The sequence below is a fragment of the Iodobacter violaceini genome, assembly GCF_011601265.1.
Lineage (GTDB): Bacteria > Pseudomonadota > Gammaproteobacteria > Burkholderiales > Chitinibacteraceae > Iodobacter > Iodobacter violaceini.
The window spans coordinates 51,949-72,052 of record NZ_JAAOLX010000013.1 but is presented as its reverse complement, the minus strand read 5'-3'; the positions used below and the strand labels follow the sequence as shown (position 1 = coordinate 72,052).

Here is a 20,104-nt window from a genome sequence, read left to right as displayed (position 1 = left end):
TTTAAATTATTTGATTATTTTTTGTTCGCAATAATCGCGTCAGCCACATGCTTCGGCGCTTCGGAGTAGTGCTTGAATTCCATAGAGTAAGTTGCACGACCTTGCGACATAGAACGCAAGCGTGTCGAGTAACCAAACATCTCGGAAAGAGGCAACTCTGCCTTAACCATCTTGCCACCGGCAGGATTATCATCCATACCTTGCAAGATACCACGGCGGGACGAGATATCGCCCATGATGTCGCCCATGTACTCTTCTGGTGTTTCGACTTCTACGGCCATCATAGGCTCAAGAATAACGGCACCAGCACGACGCATCGCTTCCTTAAATGCAATCGAACCCGCAAGTTCAAACGCAATTTGTGAAGAGTCAACATCGTGGTACGAACCAAACGTCAGGCGAACCTTAACGTCAACAACCGGGAAGCCTGCCAACACACCAGCTTTCAATGTGTTCTGGATACCTTTATCCACCGAAGGGATAAATTCACGAGGAATTGTACCACCCTTGATTTCGTCGATAAACTCGTAGCCATTACCTTCACCCGAAGGCTCAACAGTAATCACGCAATGACCGTACTGACCTTTACCGCCAGACTGTTTAGCATGCTTACCTTCGATATCGGTAGCGATACGGGTAATTGTTTCGCGGTATGCAACTTGCGGAGCACCCACGTTTGCCTCAACACCAAACTCACGGCGCATACGGTCAACCAGAATTTCTAAGTGCAGCTCACCCATACCAGACATAATTGTCTGGCCGGTTTCTTCGTCTGTACGCACACGGAAAGACGGATCTTCCTTAGCAAGACGATTCAGAGCAATACCCATTTTTTCCTGGTCTTGCTTTGTTTTTGGCTCAACAGCAACGTGAATTACTGGCTCTGGGAATATCATGCGTTCCAAGATAATGAAGTCACTTGGTGCACATAATGTTTCACCTGTTGTAACTTCTTTCAAGCCAATCGCAGCAGCGATATCGCCAGCATAAACTTCATCAATTTCCTGACGATCGTTTGCATGCATTTGCACGATACGGCCGATACGCTCTTTCTTATCCTTAACCGAGTTCAGCACGGTATCGCCAGACTTCACAACACCAGAGTAAACACGGAAGAAGGTCAGCTGACCAACATAAGGATCGCTCATCAGCTTAAATGCCAGCGCCGAGAACGGAGCCGTATCTGAAGCTTCACGAGTAATCGGTTGTTCTTTTTCATCCACGCCAGTAATCGCAGCAACTTCAACCGGTGAAGGCATGAAATCGATCACAGCGTCGAGCATACGTTGTACGCCCTTGTTCTTGAACGCACTGCCACACAGCATAGGCTGAATTTCGCACGCTAAAGTACGAATGCGCAAACCTTCAATGATTTCAGCTTCGCTCAAATCACCTTCTTCAAGGTATTTGTTCATCATCTCTTCAGATGACTCAGCAGCGGCTTCAACCATGTTTTCACGCCAAGTTTGAGCGATCTCTGCTAATTCAGCAGGGATATCACCATACTCAAACTTCATACCTTGCGATGCTTCATCCCACAAGATAGATTTCATCTTGATCAGATCAACCACGCCGGTAAAGCCATCTTCAGCGCCAACTGGAATTACAACTGGCACTGGATTAGCTTTCAGGCGAATCTTCATCTGCTCTACAACGCGGAAGAAGTTAGCACCCTGACGGTCCATCTTGTTTACGAAAGCAAGACGTGGAACTTTGTATTTATTAGCTTGACGCCATACGGTTTCAGACTGAGGCTGAACACCACCCACAGCGCAATAAACCATGCATGCACCGTCCAGAACGCGCATAGAGCGCTCAACTTCAATAGTGAAGTCAACGTGACCTGGGGTGTCGATGATGTTAATGCGGTGTTCCGGGTACTGTTGCGCCATGCCTTTCCAGAACGTAGTTGTAGCAGCAGAAGTAATGGTAATACCACGCTCCTGCTCTTGCTCCATCCAGTCCATTGTTGCGGCGCCATCATGCACTTCACCGATCTTGTGGTTTACACCGGTGTAGAACAGAACGCGTTCGGTCGTCGTCGTTTTACCGGCGTCGATGTGAGCAGAAATACCAATATTACGGTAGCGCTCAATAGAAGTCTTACGTGCCACGGGAGATTCCTTATCCGGGTTACGCGATTAGAAGCGGTAGTGAGCGAATGCTTTATTCGCTTCTGCCATACGGTGTACTTCGTCGCGCTTCTTCATCGCGCCACCACGGCCTTCAGCCGCATCGAGGAGTTCGCCTGCCAGACGCAGATCCATCGATTTTTCACCACGTTTACGAGCCGCATCACGAACCCAACGCATCGCCAATGCCAAACGACGGCTAGGACGGACTTCGACTGGTACTTGATAGTTTGCACCACCAACACGACGGCTTTTAACTTCAACCATTGGCTTGGCGTTACCGATTGCAGCGGAGAATACTTCCAGCGGTGATTTGCCAGTTTTTTTCTCGATCTGCACAAGTGCACCGTAAACGATACGCTCTGCAACCGCTTTCTTGCCATCCATCATGACAACGTTCATGAACTTGGTCAGTTCTTGGCTACCGAATTTTGGATCCGGTAAAACGTCACGTTTCGGTACTTCTCTGCGTCTAGGCATAATTCTCTATCCTTAATATTTCATTCAGTCGGGGTTTCCCCCTCGGCCGCCCATCAAGACGACCACTTACTCGACGGCCCGAATGGGTCTCGCCGACCGTCCAGTGGCAGTTAAGCCTTAGGACGCTTAGTACCGTACTTGGAGCGCGATTGTTTGCGATCTTTAACGCCGGCGGTATCCAGAGAGCCGCGTACTGTGTGGTAACGCACACCCGGCAAATCCTTAACACGACCGCCGCGGATCAGCACAACGCTGTGTTCCTGCAGGTTATGGCCTTCACCACCAATGTACGAAATAACTTCGAAACCATTAGTTAAGCGAACTTTACAAACTTTACGAAGCGCGGAGTTTGGCTTCTTAGGAGTGGTTGTGTATACACGAGTGCATACGCCACGTTTTTGCGGGCAAGACTCAAGAGCTGGAACCTTGCTCTTTGCTTTTTCCTGCACACGACCTTTACGGACGAGCTGGTTAATCGTTGGCATTGATTACTTCCTTAGGTTAAAAAGCCCTTTTAGGGCACTTGCGTCTTATCATTTCATACAAAGCATTAAACACATTATCAGTCCTGCTTACGCTGACCACCACATGTTTGTTTCTTTGTTTTACTGCGGCACTACTCACAACCACTTCTTTCAAGCAACGGCAAAAAATAAATTTTCGCAATTAAAATCAAAGCATTAAGCCAATTATCAGTCAGGCTTTTGCCGACCACCACCGGCTTGTTTCTTCTTTTTTAGTGCGAAAAAAAACTTAAATACTGACTGCACAAAAGAAGTACACAACGCCCAGCTAAGCTGAGCGTTGTGTAAAAGTACAGGATTCTATTGAAATCAAGTGCTTGTCGTCAAGACAAGCTGATGATCGTCAGACCCCAACTTCACCACTTGCAGCGGTTTCAGCCTCTGCAGCTGGTGCAAAAATGTCAGACAACTGATCACTCACCGGAGCCTGACGCTTACGGCTGCGATGGTAAGCTAAACCAGTACCTGCCGGAATCAGACGACCAACGATGACGTTTTCTTTCAGACCGCGCAAGTCATCAACTTTACCCATGATGGCTGCTTCAGTCAGTACCCGCGTGGTTTCCTGGAAGGAAGCCGCTGAAATAAACGAATCTGTCGACAGAGATGCCTTAGTAATACCTAACAGAACATTATCGTAGCTTGCAGGTAACTTACCCTCTGCAATCAACTTATCGTTCACTGTAAGTACTTCAGCACGCTCAACTTGCTCGCCCTGGATGAAGGCAGAATCAGCAGAATCTGTGATAACAACACGACGCAACATTTGACGAAGAATTACTTCAATGTGCTTATCGTTAATCTTCACACCCTGCAGACGGTAAACTTCCTGCACTTCTTGCACAACGTAACGTGACAACGCTTCGATACCTTGCAGGCGCAAGATGTCGTGCGGATCAATCGCACCGTCAACAATACTTTCACCACGGTTAACAACCTGACCATCGTGAACCAGCACATGTTTTTCTTTCAGAATCAGATATTCGTGCGGAGCACCTTCCAGATCCGTTAAGACTAAACGCTGTTTACCCTTAGTTTCTTTACCGAAGGAAACTGTACCAGTAATTTCAGCCAGCATACCAGGATCTTTCGGAATACGCGCTTCAAACAACTCAGCAACGCGAGGCAGACCCCCGGTAATATCGCGGGTTTTAGCAGATTCTTGTGGAATACGTGCCAATACATCACCAACACCAACAACCTGACCGTCTTTCACCGTGATAATACAACCCACTTGGAAACCGATCATAACGGTGGTATCAGTACCCGCCATTTTAACTTCGCCACCACGCTCATTCAGCAGCTTAACCATTGGACGTACGCCAGTTGCCTTACCGCCTTTACGCTTAGGATCGATAACAACCAGGGTCGAAAGACCGGTCACATCATCGACCTGCTTCATTACGGTAATACCCTCTTCCACATTATCGAATTTCACCTGACCGGCGTATTCAGAAATAATTGGACGAGTGTGCGGATCCCACGTACCCAGTACGCCACCGGCTTTGATGCTGTCGCCATCTTTGACTGTCAGCGTTGCACCGTACGGTACTTTGTGACGCTCACGTTCACGACCGTTGTCATCAACAACAATCACTTCAGCAGAGCGCGCAATTACAACCGGATCGCCCTTGGCATTGGTCACGTAGCGCATATTAGGGCTGTACGCGATATTACCGCTGGACTTAGCTTCAACTTGCGTTGCAGCCGCAGCACGAGAAGCCGCACCCCCGATGTGGAAAGTACGCATGGTCAGCTGGGTACCCGGCTCACCAATCGACTGAGCTGCAATAACACCAACAGCTTCACCTGTATTTACAAGGTGACCACGACCCAAGTCACGACCATAACACTTAGCGCACAGGCCGTAGCGTGTTTCGCATGAAAGTGGTGTGCGAACTTTAACTTCATCAACACCAAGGTGTTCGATTTCGTCTACTTCGTCTTCACCAAGCAATGTACCCACCGGGAACACTGTTTCATGCGTAACAGGATCGATCACATCAAGCACAACAACGCGACCCAGAATACGGTCACGCAGGGCTTCAATCACATCACCACCCTGTACAACCGCCTTCATGACCACACCGTTCTTGGTGCCGCAATCGTCTTCGATTACAACCAAGTCTTGTGTAACGTCAACCAGACGACGAGTCAGGTAACCGGAGTTCGCTGTTTTCAGCGCCGTATCTGCCAGACCCTTACGTGCACCGTGAGTCGAGATAAAGTACTGAAGAACGGTCAGACCTTCACGGAAGTTAGTGGTAATCGGCGTTTCAATAATCGAACCGTCCGGTTTAGCCATCAAACCCCGCATACCGGCCAGCTGGCGAATCTGCGCTGCAGAACCGCGGGCACCGGAATCGGCCATCATAAACACTGAGTTGAACGAGTCCTGATCAACTTCTTTGCCTTCGCGGTTAATGACCTTCTCTTTACCGAGCTGATCCATCATCGCCTTGGCAATCTGATCACCGGCACGGCCCCAGATATCCACAACCTTGTTATAACGCTCACCCTGAGTCACCAGACCGGAGCTGTACTGATGCTCGATCTCGCGTACTTCAGCGTAGGATTCAGCCAGCAGCTGAACCTTTTTATCCGGCACAACCATATCGTCAACGCAAATCGAGATACCGCCGCGTGTCGAATAGGCAAAACCGGTGTACATCAGCTGGTCAGCAAAAATAACAGTATCTTTCAAACCGCAGCGGCGGAATGAGGCGTTAATCAGCTTACCAATTTCTTTCTTTTTCAGCGCTTTGTCGATATGGCTGAAATCGAGGCCCTTAGGCAGGATTTCAGACAGGATCGCACGGCCTACTGTAGTGCTGCGGCGCACCATCTGAGCTTGCCATTCGCCGTCTTCGTCTTTTACCCATTCTTTCAAGCGGATATCAACGCGTGTTTGCAGGGTCACTTCCTTGCTCGCATAAGCGCGCATTGCTTCGCTTACGTCGATCAGGTTCATGCCCTCGCCCTTGGCATTGATACGTTCACGAGTCATGTAGTACAGACCCAGCACGATATCCTGCGAAGGAACGATAATTGGCTCGCCATTAGCTGGCGACAATACGTTGTTAGAAGCCAGCATCAGCGTGCGTGCTTCCATCTGTGCCTCAAGGCTCAGCGGAACGTGAACAGCCATCTGGTCACCGTCGAAGTCGGCATTGAATGCCGCGCAGACGAGTGGGTGCAGTTGAATCGCCTTACCTTCGATCAACACAGGCTCAAACGCTTGAATACCCAAGCGGTGAAGCGTTGGCGCACGGTTCAGAAGAATCGGATGTTCGCGAATCACGTCTTCCAGGATGTCCCAAACTACCGGATCCTGAGCTTCAACCATTTTCTTAGCCGCTTTAATGGTGGTCGCAAGACCAAGCACTTCAAGCTTATGGAAAATAAATGGCTTAAACAGCTCCAGACCCATCAGTTTTGGCAAGCCGCACTGATGCAGACGCAGTGTCGGGCCAACGGTAATAACCGAACGACCAGAATAATCTACGCGCTTACCCAACAAGTTCTGACGGAAACGACCGCCCTTACCCTTGATCATATCGGCCAGGGATTTCAGAGGACGCTTGTTCGCACCAGTCATCGCTTTGCCGCGACGACCGTTATCGAGCAAGGAATCAACCGCTTCCTGCAACATACGCTTTTCATTACGCACGATAATTTCAGGCGCGCGCAATTCTAAAAGACGTTTCAGACGGTTATTACGGTTAATCACGCGACGATACAGATCATTCAGATCTGAAGTCGCGAAACGACCACCATCCAATGGTACTAAAGGACGTAATTCTGGCGGCAATACAGGCAGAACTTCCAGAACCATCCATTCTGGCTTGATGCCGGAACGCTGGAAGGCTTCCAGCACTTTCAGGCGCTTGGAAATCTTCTTGATTTTGGTTTCAGAGCCGGTGGAGGACAATTCAGCACGCAAGGTGGTGATTTGGTCTTCTACATCCATGCTCTTCAGGAGTTCACGCACCGCTTCCGCACCCATCAGGGCTACGAATTCGTCACCGTACTCTTCAACTTTGTTGAAGTAATCTTCTTCAGTCAGCAACTGGCCACGGGTCAGCGGCGTCATGCCTGGCTCGATCACCACAAAACCTTCGAAGTAAAGTACGCGTTCGATATCACGCAATGGAATATCAAGCACCATACCCAGACGCGATGGCAGGGATTTCAGGAACCAGATGTGTGCAACCGGGCTGGCCAGCTCGATGTGCCCCATGCGGTCGCGACGAACCTTGGACAGGGTCACTTCCACACCGCACTTCTCACAGATCACACCACGGTGCTTCAGGCGTTTGTACTTACCGCACAGGCATTCGTAATCTTTGATTGGGCCAAAAATACGCGCGCAAAATAAGCCATCACGTTCTGGCTTAAATGTACGGTAGTTAATGGTTTCCGGCTTTTTTACTTCGCCGAACGACCAAGAGCGGATTTTTTCCGGCGATGCCAGACCGATCTTAATCGCATCAAATTCTTCATTTGCAGCTACTTGCTTGAAGAGTTCGAGTAAGCCTTTCATTCTTTGACTCCAGTGAGGCGTTCGGGGTATGGCGGGCACTGTGCCCGCCATCTGCTACCCCACGAATCAATACGTTTCCAGATCGATATCGATACCGAGTGAGCGGATTTCCTTCACAAGCACATTGAAGGATTCCGGCATGCCCGCATCAATCCGGTGATCGCCCTTCACGATGTTTTCATACACCTTAGTACGACCATTTACATCATCCGACTTCACAGTCAGCATTTCTTGCAAGGTGTAAGCTGCACCGTATGCTTCCAACGCCCAAACCTCCATCTCCCCGAAGCGCTGACCACCAAACTGAGCTTTACCGCCCAGTGGTTGTTGCGTAACAAGTGAGTAAGGACCGGTGGAACGAGCATGCATCTTATCGTCAACCAGGTGATGCAGCTTCAGGTAGTGCATTACACCAACCGTTACCTTGCGCTCAAATGGCTCACCGTTACGGCCATCAAACAGCTGCATTTGTGTCTTGCTGCTGTTGAAGTCCAGTAACTGGGTATGCGGATCTTCGCTTGGGTAAGCCAAGTCCAGCATCTGATAGATTTCAGACTCTTTCGCGCCGTCAAATACCGGGCTTGCAAAAGTCATACCGTTGCGCAGACCATTAGCCAACTCGATCAGCTCTTCATCAGAGAGACCGTCGATATCTTCGGTCTTACCACTGGTGTTATAGATCTTGTTCAAGTAAGCACGCATATCAACCAGCATGCCGTTACGTTGCTCACGGAGCATCGCATCAATGCGCTGACCAATACCCTTAGCTGCCCAACCCAAGTGCATTTCCAGAATCTGACCAATGTTCATACGCGAAGGTACGCCCAATGGGTTCAGAACGATATCTACCGTTTTACCATCTGCCATGTATGGCAGATCTTCAATCGGCAGAATCTTGGAAACCACACCCTTGTTACCGTGACGGCCGGCCATCTTATCGCCAGGCTGCAGGCGGCGTTTAACGGCCACATATACCTTAACCATTTTGATCACGCCAGGTGGCAATTCGTCACCTTGAGTCAGCTTGCGTTTTTTATCTTCGAAACGCAGGTCAAACTCAGTACGCATCTGGCCAATCAGGTCTTTCATGGCTTCCAGCTGGCGGGCAGATTCTTCGTCTGCCAGGCGGATATCAAACCAATCAATTTTTGCTGGTAAACCAAGCAAATATTCTTTGGTGATTTCAACGCCCTTAGCCAGACGCATCGGGCCGCCGTTGGCTACTTTACCCACGATCATACGTTCAATACGTTCAAACAAATCGCTTTGTACAATACGCAACTGATCGTTCAGATCCTGGCGATAACGACGCAGTTGATCATCAATAATGGACTGGGCACGACGATCGCGCTCCACGCCTTCACGAGTGAACACTTGCACGTCGATAACGGTACCCACCATGCCTGACGGCACGCGCAGCGAAGTATCTTTAACGTCGGATGCTTTTTCACCGAAAATCGCCCGCAAGAGCTTTTCTTCAGGAGTCAGCTGGGTTTCACCCTTAGGTGTCACCTTACCGCACAATACATCGCCGGCTTCTACTTCAGCACCGATGTAAACCACGCCGGATTCATCCAGACGGCCCAGCATGCGCTCGGACAGATTGGAAATATCACGGGTAATTTCTTCAGCGCCCAGCTTGGTGTCACGCGCCATCACGTTCAGCTCTTCGATGTGAATCGAAGTGTAGCGATCGTTGGCAACCACATCTTCAGAGATCAGAATCGAATCTTCGAAGTTGAAGCCGTTCCATGGCATAAACGCGATGGTCATGTTCTGACCCAGAGCCATTTCGCCCAAGTCAGTTGACGCACCATCCGCAATCACATCGCCCTTGGCAATAATGCTGCCACGAACAACAACTGGTTTCTGATTAGTGTTGGTGTTCTGGTTAGAACGGGTAAATTTAATCAGGTTGTAAATATCGACACCTGTTTCACCCGCAATCGCTTCGTCATCGTTTACACGAATAACAACACGCGCTGCATCAACATAATCAACCACACCGCCGCGTAATGCAGTCACTGCAGTACCCGAGTCAGTTGCACATGTGCGTTCAATACCTGTACCTACATACGGTGCTTGTGCACGTAAGCAAGGAACAGCCTGACGCTGCATGTTGGCACCCATCAGCGCACGGTTGGCGTCATCGTGTTCCAGGAACGGAATCAGGGAAGCAGCAACCGATACGATCTGGCTAGGCGCCACATCCATGTACTGCACGCGATCTGGCGTAGCCACGATCGTGTCGCCATTAGAACGGCAAGTCACTAACTCGTCGGTCAAACGGCCTTCTTCGTCGAACTCGGCATTCGCCTGAGCTACAACGTACTTGCCCTCTTCAATCGCAGACAAGTATTCAATTTCATCAGTAACCTTACAATCGATCACTTTGCGGTAAGGCGTTTCCAGGAAGCCGTAGCTGTTGGTACGCGCATAGCAAGAGAGCGAGTTGATCAGACCAATGTTTGGACCTTCCGGTGTTTCGATCGGGCAAACACGACCGTAATGCGTCGGATGCACGTCACGAACTTCAAAGCCAGCGCGCTCACGAGTCAAACCGCCTGGTCCCAGAGCAGAAACACGACGCTTGTGCGTGATTTCTGACAATGGGTTGGTCTGATCCATAAACTGCGACAACTGGGATGAACCAAAGAACTCTTTGATTGCAGCCGAAACAGGCTTGGCATTAATCAGGTCATGCGGCATCAGGTTGTCTGATTCAGCTTGTGACAAACGCTCTTTAACAGCGCGTTCTACACGAACCAAGCCAGCGCGGAATTGGTTTTCAGCCAACTCACCCACCGAGCGCACACGACGATTACCCAAGTGATCGATATCATCGATATCGCCACGGCCGTTACGCAATTCTAAGAGAATACCGATCACGGCAATGATGTCTTCTGTGCACAGAATACCTGCGCCTTCAACACCACGCGGACCCGCTTCTTCGTAGAAACGACGCTGCCAGCCCGGTGCTTTTTCTTCTAAGCGATCCGGATAAGCACGGCGGTTAAACTTCATGCGGCCAACAGCAGACAAATCGTAACGCTCTGGGGCGAAGAACAGGCCCTTGAACAGCGCTTCAACTGAATCTTCGGTTGGCGGCTCACCAGGGCGCATCATGCGATAGATTGCAACACGGGCACCATACTGATCAGCCACATCGTCTGAACGCAGTGTCTGCGACAGGAACGCGCCCTGATCCAGATCATTCACGTACAGCACTTTCACAGACTTCACATCTGCCATATCCAGCTTAACAGCCAGATCTTCGGTCACTTCTTCATTGGCCTTAGCCAGCACTTCGCCGGTAATAGGGTCAACAACGTTGTGCGCCAGAATACGGCCATAGAAGAAGTCCAGTGGCACTGGAATCTTTTGCAAACCAGACGCGTTAATATCGCGAATAGTTTTAGCTGTAATACGCTTATCTTTTTGAACGAGTACTTTGCCGTCATCAGCAACGATATCGAACTTCGCAACTTCACCTTTCAGGCGTTCTGACACCAGCTCTAAGCACAGGCCATCTTCGTCCATCAGGAAAGTATCGGTATCGAAGAAACCAGCCAGGATTTGTTCCGGGTTGTAACCCAGAGCTTTCAGCAGGGTAGTTACCGGCATCTTGCGACGACGGTCGATACGGAAGAACAACAGATCTTTTGGATCAAACTCAAAATCCAGCCAGGAGCCGCGGTACGGAATAATCCGTGCCGAGAACAAGAGCTTGCCTGAAGAGTGAGTCTTACCCTTGTCGTGCTCAAAGAACACGCCAGGAGAGCGGTGTAACTGGCTAACAATAACCCGCTCTGTACCGTTGATCACAAAAGAACCGGTACGTGTCATCAATGGCACTTCGCCAAAGTACACGTCTTGTTCTTTTACTTCTTTGATCGTTGGTTTAGACGCTTCGCGATCCATGATCACGAGACGTACGCGTGCGCGCAGTGGGGCAGCGAAGGTAATTCCTCGCTGCTGGCACTCAAGCACATCAAAAGCAGGATCGCCGAGGGAGTAATGCACAAACTCCAATCGAGCGTTTTCGTTATGAGAGACGATAGGGAAAATCGAATTAAACGCTGCCTGTAAACCGATCATCCGGCGCGAATCGGCCGGAACCCCTAGTTGCAGGTATTCGCTATAAGAATCGATCTGTGTTGCGAGCAGGAACGGCACCTCAAGGACGCTCTTCCGTTTCGCAAAACTTTTACGAATGCGTTTTTTCTCAGTGAACGAGTATTTCATACTCATAAACTCTCCATGGAGTGGGGCGCAAAGGACAAACCGCAAACGCCCGCCAACGTGTTTGTGAGCGGTTTCCGGTTTGACAACTGCTTGCAAAGAACACAAGCTGGATTCCGCTAACCGACAAATATCGGGATCAGCTGTAAGCTAAGCAATAGACACAAACGCAAAAGGGCAGGCGGATTCCTCCGCCTGCCTTCACTACATCCTAAAGGATGCTTACTTCATCTCAGCTGTTGCACCAGCTTCAACGAGTTTCTTAACCATAGCTTCTGCATCAGCCTTAGAAATGCCTTCTTTCAGAGACTTAGGAGCGCCGTCAACCAGGTCCTTCGCTTCTTTCAGGCCAAGACCTGTCAGTTCGCGAACGATCTTGATCGTGCCCACTTTGTTAGCGCCAGCGCCAGTCAGAATTACGTCGAATTCTGTTTTTTCTTCAACAGCAGCACCAGCAGCAGCTGGGCCTGCAACTGCAACAGCAGCAGCAGAAACGCCAAACTTTTCTTCGAATGCCTTAACCAGCTCATTCAATTCCATTACGGTTAAAGCAGATACTGCTTCGAGGATATCGTCTTTAGTCAGAGCCATTTATTAATACTCCTGAAAATCTTGTCTGTTTTAATACAACAATCGTGTTTAAGTAATCGTTTATGCGGTTGCTTCTTCGGCTGGGGCTTCTGCAGCCTCCACCGGTGCGGCAACGCCTTCGGACTTCTTCTCTGCCAGCGCGGCAAGGCCACGTGCGAAACCAGCCATCGGTGCTTGCATAACGTACAGCAGCTTGGACAACAGTTCTTCACGACCTGGAATAGATGCAAGCACTGCTACTTCTGCTGCATTCATTACCTTACCATCATAAGAACCAGCCTTGATCACGATTTTCTCGTCTTTCTTTGAGAATGTGTTCAGGACTTTTGCCGCAGCAACCGGGTCTTCAGAAATACCGTACACCAGCGGGCCAACCATTTGGTCAGCCAGCTCAGCGAACGGAGTTCCTGCAACCGCACGGCGTGCCAGTGTGTTCTTCAGAACACGCAGGTACACACCTGACTCACGCGCTTGTTTGCGCAGTGTAGTCATGCTTGCAACGCCGATACCTCGGTATTCAGCGATAATAACCGTCTGAGCTTTAGCAACTTCTGCTGTAATCTCAGCGACTACCGCCTTTTTGTCTTCAAGATTGAGACTCAAGGTCTACCTCCATTGGTTAGTAGTTCAGTGCGAATAAATCACACCACCCAATCAAACGGCGACCTTTGCTTCAGGAGACTTAAAACAACACCACCTTAAAGGTGATGCCACTAGAGCCTATAGATTCGGGCGCACCGTCTGCGTAGGCTGGCTTTTGGGAGCCGGATTAAGCCACAAGAAATCTTATGGCACCTACGGTCTTTGACAACCTTGGCAATATTCCGCCAAGCCCAAAGTCGACTGAGTCAGCACAAAGGCTGACTCCATTAAATACTTAAGCTACTACCGAAGCGGTTTCAACGCGAACGCCGACACCCATTGTGCTCGATACAGCGATCTTCTTAAGGTATACACCTTTTGAAGAAGCTGGTTTAGCTTTTTGCAGCGCATCAACCAGCGCTAACAAGTTTTCTTTCAGATCAGCAGCTTCAAAAGTTGCGCGACCTACTGTAGCGTGAACGATACCACCTTTATCAGTACGGTATTGAACCTGACCGGCTTTAGCATTTTTAACTGCTTCAGCAACGTTAGGAGTCACAGTACCGACTTTCGGGTTAGGCATCAGGCCGCGCGGGCCCAGAATCTGACCTAACTGACCAACAACGCGCATCGCATCCGGAGAAGCAATAACAACGTCGAAGTCCATATTACCGGCCTTGATCGATTCAGCTAAATCATCAAAACCAACGATTTCTGCACCAGCAGCACGAGCAGCTTCAGCATTTGCACCTTGTGCAAATACAGCTACGCGAACTGACTTACCAGTACCTTTAGGTAATACAACAGCGCCGCGAACCACTTGGTCCGACTTACGTGCGTCAATACCTAAATTTACAGACACATCGATCGATTCGTTGAATTTAGCAGTTGCAGCGGCCTTAACAAGCGCAATGGCTTCATCAACAGCGTACAGCTTGTTAGAGTCAACAGTTGCGTTCAGAGCCTTCAGGCGTTTAGATAGCTTAGCCATTTACACACCCTCCACGGTCAGACCCATCGAACGAGCTGAACCAGCGATAGTACGCACTGCTGCGTCGATATCAGAGCCAGTTAAGTCAGCATTCTTGGTCTTAACGATTTCTTCAAGCTGAGCACGAGTCACAACACCAACTTTGTCAGTATGTGGCTTAGCGCTACCCTTAGTGATACCAGCAGCCTTTTTCAGCAAGATCGTTGCTGGCGGGCTCTTCATCACGAAGGTGAATGATTTGTCTGCAAAAGCAGTAATAACTACAGGGATTGGCAGACCTGGCTCGATACCTTGAGTAGCCGCATTGAATTCCTTGCAGAAATTCATAATATTCAGACCACGCTGACCCAATGCTGGACCAATCGGTGGCGATGGATTTGCTTTACCAGCTGGAACTTGCAGCTTGATATAGCCAATAATTTTCTTAGCCATTTAAAACTCCTGAATTCGGGTCAAACGCGAGCAAAAACTCGCTCCCCTACCAAAATGCCCTAGGGCATTACACTACACAGATCAGGTTTTTTCGACCTGTGCAAAATCGACTTCAACTGGTGTTGCGCGACCAAAAATAAGCACAGACACTTTAATCCGGCTCTTGTCGTAATCAACATCAACAACAGTTGCATTGAAATCAGCAAACGGGCCTTCTGTAACGCGAAGCTCTTCACCCACTTCAAACAAGATTTTAGGACGAGGTTTTTCAACCCCTTCCTGAACTTGTTGCAACATGGATTTAACTTCACGCTCAGGCAAAGGAGTAGGACGATTACCCACACCACCAATGAAACCACTCACCTTAGCTGTACTCTTAACTAAGTGCCAGGTTTCATCACCCATTTCCATTTCAACAAATACATAACCCGGGAAGAGTTTCCGCTCGGTCAGCTTACGGGTGCCGGCCTTCACTTCCATCACTTCTTCAACTGGCACCAAGATCTGACCAAACAAGTGCTGCATATCAGCACGTTCAATCCGCTCAATCAGCGCCTTTTGCACACTTTTTTCAAAGCCGGAATAGGCGTGTACCACATACCAACGCATAGACATTCAGATACTCCGCATTCCTGTTTACTTTAGCCACGACCTAAGATCAGATCATAGAACACCCATGTCAGACCGGAGTCTACGCCCCACATAAAGAGGGACAACACCCCAACGAACAGGAACACAACGCCCGTCATCTGCCAGGTTTCTTTTCGTGTAGGAAACACAACTTTCTGCGCTTCTTTAATCGAGTCGCGCGCGTAATCTACAAACGCGCGACCAGGATTCGAAAACCATAGCACAAAGCCTGCAAGCGCCAAACTAAGCACTACAGGCAATGAGCGAACAATTCCTTGATCGGCCGGAACCAGATAAAACCCAGTAACGCCCAATGCAACCAACAGCAATGATGCTGCGATCTTGATTTTGTCGATGCTAACCATTTGTCCGATTCGGAAACTTGGATAAAACAGAGCCGTTCCCTACGGAAACGGCTCTGATGTCTAAACCGTGGCAGGCGAGGAGGGTGTCGAACCCCCAACCCCCGGTTTTGGAGACCGGTGCTCTACCAATTGAGCTACTCGCCTACGGGAGGGCAGAACTATAACAACTCAACCCTCTTTTGTAAACCTATTTATTCAATAACTTTTGCAACAACACCCGCGCCAACTGTACGGCCACCTTCGCGAATCGCGAAACGCAGACCCTGCTCCATCGCAACAGGAGCAATCAGACTAACGGTTACTTCAACGTTGTCACCAGGCATCACCATTTCAGTGCCTTCTGGCAAATCAACCGAACCTGTTACATCAGTTGTACGGAAGAAGAACTGTGGACGGTAGCCGTTAAAGAATGGAGTATGACGACCACCCTCATCTTTAGACAACACATACACAGAACCCGTGAATTTTGTGTGCGGAGTAATCGAACCTGGCTTTGCCAGAACCTGACCACGCTGAACATCTTCACGCTTAGTACCACGCAGCAATGCACCGATGTTATCGCCAGCCTGACCTTGATCCAGCAGCTTACGGAACATTTCAACACCAGTACATGTTGTCTTAACCGTTGTAGTGATACCAACGATTTCGATTTCTTCACCAACTTTAACTACACCGCGCTCTACACGACCTGTTACTACTGTACCGCGACCAGAGATCGAGAATACGTCCTCAACTGGCATCAGGAACGCGCCGTCTACAGCACGCTCTGGCAATGGAATGTACGAATCAAGTGCCTCAGCAAGACGGTAGATCGATGGCTCGCCGTGCTCAGATTGGTCACCTTCCAGCGCCAAACGAGCAGAACCCACAACGATAGGGGTATCGTCACCTGGGAAATCATATTTACTCAGCAGCTCACGAACTTCCATGTCTACCAATTCAAGCAACTCTGCATCATCAACTAAGTCAGCTTTGTTCAGGTAAACAACGATGTAAGGAACACCAACCTGACGAGCCAGCAAGATGTGCTCACGTGTTTGCGGCATCGGACCATCAGCAGCCGAACAAACCAGGATCGCGCCATCCATCTGCGCAGCACCGGTAATCATGTTCTTGATGTAATCCGCGTGACCCGGGCAATCTACGTGTGCGTAGTGACGAGTTTCTGTTTCATATTCAACGTGCGAGGTATTAATTGTAATACCACGAGCCTTCTCTTCCGGCGCACTGTCAATCTGAGAGTAATCTTTAGCTTCGCCGCCGAATTTCTTCGACAGGATTGTCGAAATTGCCGCTGTCAGCGTAGTTTTACCATGGTCAACGTGACCAATAGTACCAACGTTTACGTGTGGCTTCGTGCGCGTAAATTTTTCTTTTGCCATGATATTTCCTATCTCGAGAACTTGAAAATATACCAAGCGATTGGAGCCGTTGGCGGGAATTGAACCCGCGACCTCTCCCTTACCAAGGGAGTGCTCTACCCCTGAGCTACAACGGCACACTAATCTTTTTTGGAGCGGGTGAAGGGAATCGAACCCTCGTCGTAAGCTTGGAAGGCTTCTGCTCTACCATTGAGCTACACCCGCATTATTTTAATCCAACCTTACAACCTTTACGCAGATTCTTCACTACGCATACAGTATTCTGGTGGGGGGGGAAGGATTCGAACCTTCGAAGGCTAAGCCGCCGGATTTACAGTCCGGACCCGTTGACCGCTGGGGTAACCCCCCCGACAAGAGAAGCGCATTCTAGGCAAGGTTCTTTCTTGCGTCAAGCCCGAAAATAGAACATTTTCAAAATTAATGACGAAGCGGCTTACGAAAACAAGCGAATATCATTTAAAAACAGGGATTAAGCAAACACAAGCTGGCTGTTTTTTCTTTTCATTTTTTAATGCGCCTGATATTTCATACACCCAATTTGCAAAAAAACACTAAATTTGAAGCAGGAAAGCAAAATTTTTAACTTTCCCCCTCCTCTATTACTCTGAACATCGCCTTTGCACCTAAAAAAGCGCTGTTTTCAAGCCAACTAATCTTATATAGCGAAATATAAAAATAAAGCTGTTTTCAAGAAATATTCATAATAAAGGTTGACGACTCATTACAAATGGGCTTTAATAGCGACCTCTCAGCGGCCTGTTAGCTCAGTTGGTAGAGCAGCGGATTGAAAATCCGCGTGTCCTTGGTTCGATTCCGAGACAGGCCACCAAGTTTTTATAAGATCAGATTTTTATAATCTGGTTGGCTTTAAACCGCTTTATGCGGCCCGTTAGCTCAGTTGGTAGAGCAGCGGATTGAAAATCCGCGTGTCCTTGGTTCGATTCCGAGACGGGCCACCAGTTTAAAAAGAACGGCTCCAATGCAAATTGGGGCCGTTTTTCATTCCTGCTTTTAAATAGTTCCCCTCTTTTATTTGTGGTTATTGCCTGTGGCATGCTCCGTGATTACGCTATCATGTCCGCTTCTTGCAATGGCTGTCATTGCGCTGTCTTAAAGCAAAGAGCGAAGTCATAAACCCCCATGTCAAACAGTACAACCCTTTCAGATCAAATGGTTAAGGCCATACGCCGTGATATTTTGCTGGGCACTTTTTTACCCGGTGAAAAGCTGCAGATGAATGAATTAAAGCAGCATTATCAGGTTGGTGGCACGCCTATTCGTGAAGCTTTAGTACAATTGGTCTGGCAGCATTTTGTGGTTATGGAGCCACAAAAAGGGTTTAGGGTTGCGCCCGTCTCTCTGAATGAGTTACGCGATATTCTGGCTACCCGGCGGGCTATCGCAGGCCTTGCACTGGAAAAAGCCATGCAACGTGGCAGTGAAGAATGGGAGCTGAGCATTATTACAGCCTTCCACCGCATGGAGCGTATTCAGTTAGATCAGCCAGGCGTCGATTACGAAGAATGGGGCGAGCGTCATATGGATTTTCATATGGCCCTCATCAAGGCATGCAACTCGCCGATGATGCTTTCTACTTTAGAAAATATTTATAACCAACTGGAACGCTATCGCCATATCTGGCTCAATGTTGAATTGGACGAGGTCACGCGTTATCACGATCACGGGGAACACAAAGCAATCATGGATGCCGTGCTTGCCAGAGACTTGCAAAAAGCATTGGTACTGATAGAAGCACACTACCAGCACGTGATTGATTTAGCTGAAACTTTAAGCCCGGAAAAGTTTTCGGAGCGCGTTAAACACAGCCCATCCAGCGTTTAAGCTTTAGCACACACGCTATTTGTCTACACAAAATATAAAGATTTGAAATGAGAAAGATTGCTTTATGCCTGGCTTTATTTTTGTCTGCCTGTGGCTCATCTGAAGTAGATGACGCCAGCGCCATCATTAAACAGACCCTTAAAAAACCTGAGAGCTTCACACTCAAAAAAGGTGATGTCATCTGGCAAGGTAAGCTGAAGAGCAAACAAACCGCGTTTATCGTTAAAGTTAAATACACCGCAATGAATGGATTTAACGATGTTATAAACGAGTGCAAATATGTGTCGTTTTACACAGAAGACGGCAGCAATCACTGGCAGGAAAACGGCGGGCTGGAGAACTGCATTGCGGCGGGCGGCAAGGAAGAAGAAAACGCTTTGGTCATGCTTAGAAAAATCAATTCATTCAATTAAACATCAGAGCCTGAAGCTTCCTGCCACAGGAAGCTTCTGCTTAAGACAGTTTACTCAGGCCTGAGCCTTATGGCCTGCAGAGCATGACTTGGCTTTGTGTACTCCTGCCTTGCGTCAACCACGGCCAGCTCATAACGCGACTGGCTGGCGGTTTCCAGCAGCACGCCATACACCGCTGCCGTAGTGTGCTCCAGTGCAGCTGCAATCGTTTTACCAGTCAGCAGGCAGGCTAAAAACAGCGCCGAAGTCATATCCCCTACCCCAACCGGCTCTTTATCAAAAGCAAGAATCGGGCGGCGAATCAGCCAGGCTTCATCATTGCTGAGCGCCAGCATTTCAAAGCTGGCTGGATCCTTGCTCTGATAATGCAGATGTTTAATCAGGATGGTTTGTGGCCCTCTGGCCAGCACCTCGTGGCAAGCCGCCACAATCTCAGGCAGGCTGCTTAATGAGCGGCCTGCTATCATTTCAAGCTCAAGCTGATTAGGCGACACGATATTTGCAGCCGGAATCGCTTTTTCGATCAGAAACTCCGCCACACCGGGCGCCACAATGCAGCCTTTAAGCGGGTGGCCCATCACGGGATCACAGTGATAAATCGCCAATGGGTTGGCCGCTCTCACCAATTGCAAAGCAGCCAGAATATGCTCCCCCTGAGCCGCGCTACCAATATAGCCGGACAATACTGCATTGCACTGAGCCAGCTGCCCCGTTTGGGCAATGCCTGCTGTCAGCCCGCTAATCTGCGCCTCTGGCATCACCATGCCTGCCCAATGCCCGTATTGCGTATGATTAGAAAACTGTACGGTATGCAATGGCCAGACATTCGCCCCCATGCATTGCATAGGAAACACCGCAGCACTATTTCCTGCATGGCCAAATACCACATGTGACTGAATAGATAAAATATTCATATGAGATCCAATAGTGAAATAGCTGCATAAAAAAATCACCA

Annotated in this window: 15 protein-coding genes and 6 tRNA genes; 4 read left to right on the top strand and 17 right to left on the bottom strand. The window is 49.0% G+C overall.

Annotated features, from left to right (window positions below):
* Positions 1 to 14: 14 nt before the first annotated feature.
* From fusA to HA050_RS19390, 16 genes are all read right to left on the bottom strand, one after another.
* Entirely contained in the window at positions 15 to 2,114 is a 2,100-nt protein-coding gene (gene fusA, locus HA050_RS19465; RefSeq protein WP_166829924.1) for an elongation factor G, read from the bottom strand.
* 27 nt (positions 2,115 to 2,141) lie between these two features.
* On the bottom strand, positions 2,142 to 2,612 hold the full coding sequence (gene rpsG, locus HA050_RS19460) for a 30S ribosomal protein S7 (RefSeq protein ID WP_046351551.1): 471 nt from the start codon (positions 2,610 to 2,612) through the stop codon (positions 2,142 to 2,144).
* A gap of 110 nt (positions 2,613 to 2,722) precedes the next feature.
* Positions 2,723 to 3,097: a 30S ribosomal protein S12 gene (gene rpsL / locus HA050_RS19455; RefSeq protein WP_099396489.1), complete on the bottom strand. Its 375-nt coding sequence runs from the start codon at positions 3,095 to 3,097 to the stop codon at positions 2,723 to 2,725.
* Between the two features lie 382 nt (positions 3,098 to 3,479).
* On the bottom strand, positions 3,480 to 7,679 hold the full coding sequence (gene rpoC, locus HA050_RS19450) for a DNA-directed RNA polymerase subunit beta' (RefSeq protein WP_166829995.1): 4,200 nt from the start codon (positions 7,677 to 7,679) through the stop codon (positions 3,480 to 3,482).
* A gap of 66 nt (positions 7,680 to 7,745) precedes the next feature.
* Positions 7,746 to 11,924: a DNA-directed RNA polymerase subunit beta gene (gene rpoB, locus HA050_RS19445; protein ID WP_166829992.1), complete on the bottom strand. Its 4,179-nt coding sequence runs from the start codon at positions 11,922 to 11,924 to the stop codon at positions 7,746 to 7,748.
* Positions 11,925 to 12,143: 219 nt separating this feature from the next.
* A complete protein-coding gene (gene rplL / locus HA050_RS19440) occupies positions 12,144 to 12,512 on the bottom strand; it encodes a 50S ribosomal protein L7/L12 (protein ID WP_046351548.1) in 369 nt (122 codons plus the stop codon).
* A gap of 60 nt (positions 12,513 to 12,572) precedes the next feature.
* Complete coding sequence (rplJ, locus tag HA050_RS19435) at positions 12,573 to 13,115, bottom strand: 50S ribosomal protein L10 (RefSeq protein WP_099396491.1); 543 nt, start codon at positions 13,113 to 13,115, stop codon at positions 12,573 to 12,575.
* 274 nt (positions 13,116 to 13,389) lie between these two features.
* Complete coding sequence (gene rplA, locus HA050_RS19430; RefSeq protein WP_166829922.1) at positions 13,390 to 14,085, bottom strand: 50S ribosomal protein L1; 696 nt, start codon at positions 14,083 to 14,085, stop codon at positions 13,390 to 13,392.
* Positions 14,086 to 14,517, bottom strand: coding sequence for a 50S ribosomal protein L11 (gene rplK, locus HA050_RS19425; protein WP_046351545.1), 432 nt, complete (start codon positions 14,515 to 14,517; stop codon positions 14,086 to 14,088).
* 81 nt (positions 14,518 to 14,598) lie between these two features.
* On the bottom strand, positions 14,599 to 15,132 hold the full coding sequence (gene nusG, locus HA050_RS19420; RefSeq protein ID WP_046351544.1) for a transcription termination/antitermination protein NusG: 534 nt from the start codon (positions 15,130 to 15,132) through the stop codon (positions 14,599 to 14,601).
* 26 nt (positions 15,133 to 15,158) lie between these two features.
* Entirely contained in the window at positions 15,159 to 15,512 is a 354-nt protein-coding gene (secE, locus tag HA050_RS19415; RefSeq protein ID WP_099396493.1) for a preprotein translocase subunit SecE, read from the bottom strand.
* A gap of 68 nt (positions 15,513 to 15,580) precedes the next feature.
* Positions 15,581 to 15,656: transfer RNA gene (locus HA050_RS19410), tRNA-Trp, on the bottom strand.
* Between the two features lie 47 nt (positions 15,657 to 15,703).
* On the bottom strand, positions 15,704 to 16,894 hold the full coding sequence (gene tuf, locus HA050_RS19405) for an elongation factor Tu (RefSeq protein ID WP_166829920.1): 1,191 nt from the start codon (positions 16,892 to 16,894) through the stop codon (positions 15,704 to 15,706).
* A gap of 41 nt (positions 16,895 to 16,935) precedes the next feature.
* Positions 16,936 to 17,010, bottom strand: a tRNA-Thr gene (locus tag HA050_RS19400).
* A gap of 14 nt (positions 17,011 to 17,024) precedes the next feature.
* Positions 17,025 to 17,098 (bottom strand) — tRNA-Gly (locus HA050_RS19395).
* A gap of 59 nt (positions 17,099 to 17,157) precedes the next feature.
* Positions 17,158 to 17,243: transfer RNA gene (locus HA050_RS19390), tRNA-Tyr, on the bottom strand.
* A gap of 404 nt (positions 17,244 to 17,647) precedes the next feature.
* Between HA050_RS19390 and HA050_RS19385 the strand changes: the two genes are divergently transcribed.
* The 4 genes from HA050_RS19385 (at position 17,648) to HA050_RS19370 (ending at position 19,149) form a co-directional block, all read left to right on the top strand.
* Positions 17,648 to 17,723: transfer RNA gene (locus HA050_RS19385), tRNA-Phe, on the top strand.
* A 54-nt stretch (positions 17,724 to 17,777) separates the two neighbouring features.
* Positions 17,778 to 17,853, top strand: a tRNA-Phe gene (locus HA050_RS19380).
* A 181-nt stretch (positions 17,854 to 18,034) separates the two neighbouring features.
* On the top strand, positions 18,035 to 18,736 hold the full coding sequence (locus HA050_RS19375) for a GntR family transcriptional regulator (RefSeq protein WP_115230157.1): 702 nt from the start codon (positions 18,035 to 18,037) through the stop codon (positions 18,734 to 18,736).
* A gap of 47 nt (positions 18,737 to 18,783) precedes the next feature.
* Positions 18,784 to 19,149, top strand: a complete 366-nt coding sequence (locus tag HA050_RS19370) for a hypothetical protein (protein WP_166829918.1) — start codon at positions 18,784 to 18,786, stop codon at positions 19,147 to 19,149.
* Positions 19,150 to 19,199: 50 nt separating this feature from the next.
* Here HA050_RS19370 and pdxY read toward each other — a convergent pair whose 3' ends face one another.
* Positions 19,200 to 20,063 carry a pyridoxal kinase PdxY gene (pdxY, locus tag HA050_RS19365; protein WP_166829916.1) on the bottom strand — a complete coding sequence of 288 codons (864 nt, stop codon included), beginning with the start codon at positions 20,061 to 20,063 and terminating at the stop codon, positions 19,200 to 19,202.
* Positions 20,064 to 20,104: the final 41 nt, after the last annotated feature.

Excerpts from the sequence above, each read along its gene's own strand:
- nusG (WP_046351544.1), bottom strand. The coding sequence starts at position 15,132 with ATGTCTATGCGTTGGTATGTGGTACACGCCTATTCCGGCTTTGAAAAA.
- rpoC (WP_166829995.1), bottom strand. The coding sequence starts at position 7,679 with ATGAAAGGCTTACTCGAACTCTTCAAGCAAGTAGCTGCAAATGAAGAA.
- rpoB (WP_166829992.1), bottom strand. The coding sequence starts at position 11,924 with ATGAAATACTCGTTCACTGAGAAAAAACGCATTCGTAAAAGTTTTGCG.
- secE (WP_099396493.1), bottom strand. The coding sequence starts at position 15,512 with ATGGTTAGCATCGACAAAATCAAGATCGCAGCATCATTGCTGTTGGTT.
- rplK (WP_046351545.1), bottom strand. The coding sequence starts at position 14,517 with ATGGCTAAGAAAATTATTGGCTATATCAAGCTGCAAGTTCCAGCTGGT.
- HA050_RS19370 (WP_166829918.1), top strand. The coding sequence starts at position 18,784 with ATGAGAAAGATTGCTTTATGCCTGGCTTTATTTTTGTCTGCCTGTGGC.
- rpsG (WP_046351551.1), bottom strand. The coding sequence starts at position 2,612 with ATGCCTAGACGCAGAGAAGTACCGAAACGTGACGTTTTACCGGATCCA.
- rpsL (WP_099396489.1), bottom strand. The coding sequence starts at position 3,097 with ATGCCAACGATTAACCAGCTCGTCCGTAAAGGTCGTGTGCAGGAAAAA.
- tuf (WP_166829920.1), bottom strand. The coding sequence starts at position 16,894 with ATGGCAAAAGAAAAATTTACGCGCACGAAGCCACACGTAAACGTTGGT.
- rplL (WP_046351548.1), bottom strand. The coding sequence starts at position 12,512 with ATGGCTCTGACTAAAGACGATATCCTCGAAGCAGTATCTGCTTTAACC.
- HA050_RS19375 (WP_115230157.1), top strand. The coding sequence starts at position 18,035 with ATGTCAAACAGTACAACCCTTTCAGATCAAATGGTTAAGGCCATACGC.
- pdxY (WP_166829916.1), bottom strand. The coding sequence starts at position 20,063 with ATGAATATTTTATCTATTCAGTCACATGTGGTATTTGGCCATGCAGGA.
- rplA (WP_166829922.1), bottom strand. The coding sequence starts at position 14,085 with ATGGCTAAGCTATCTAAACGCCTGAAGGCTCTGAACGCAACTGTTGAC.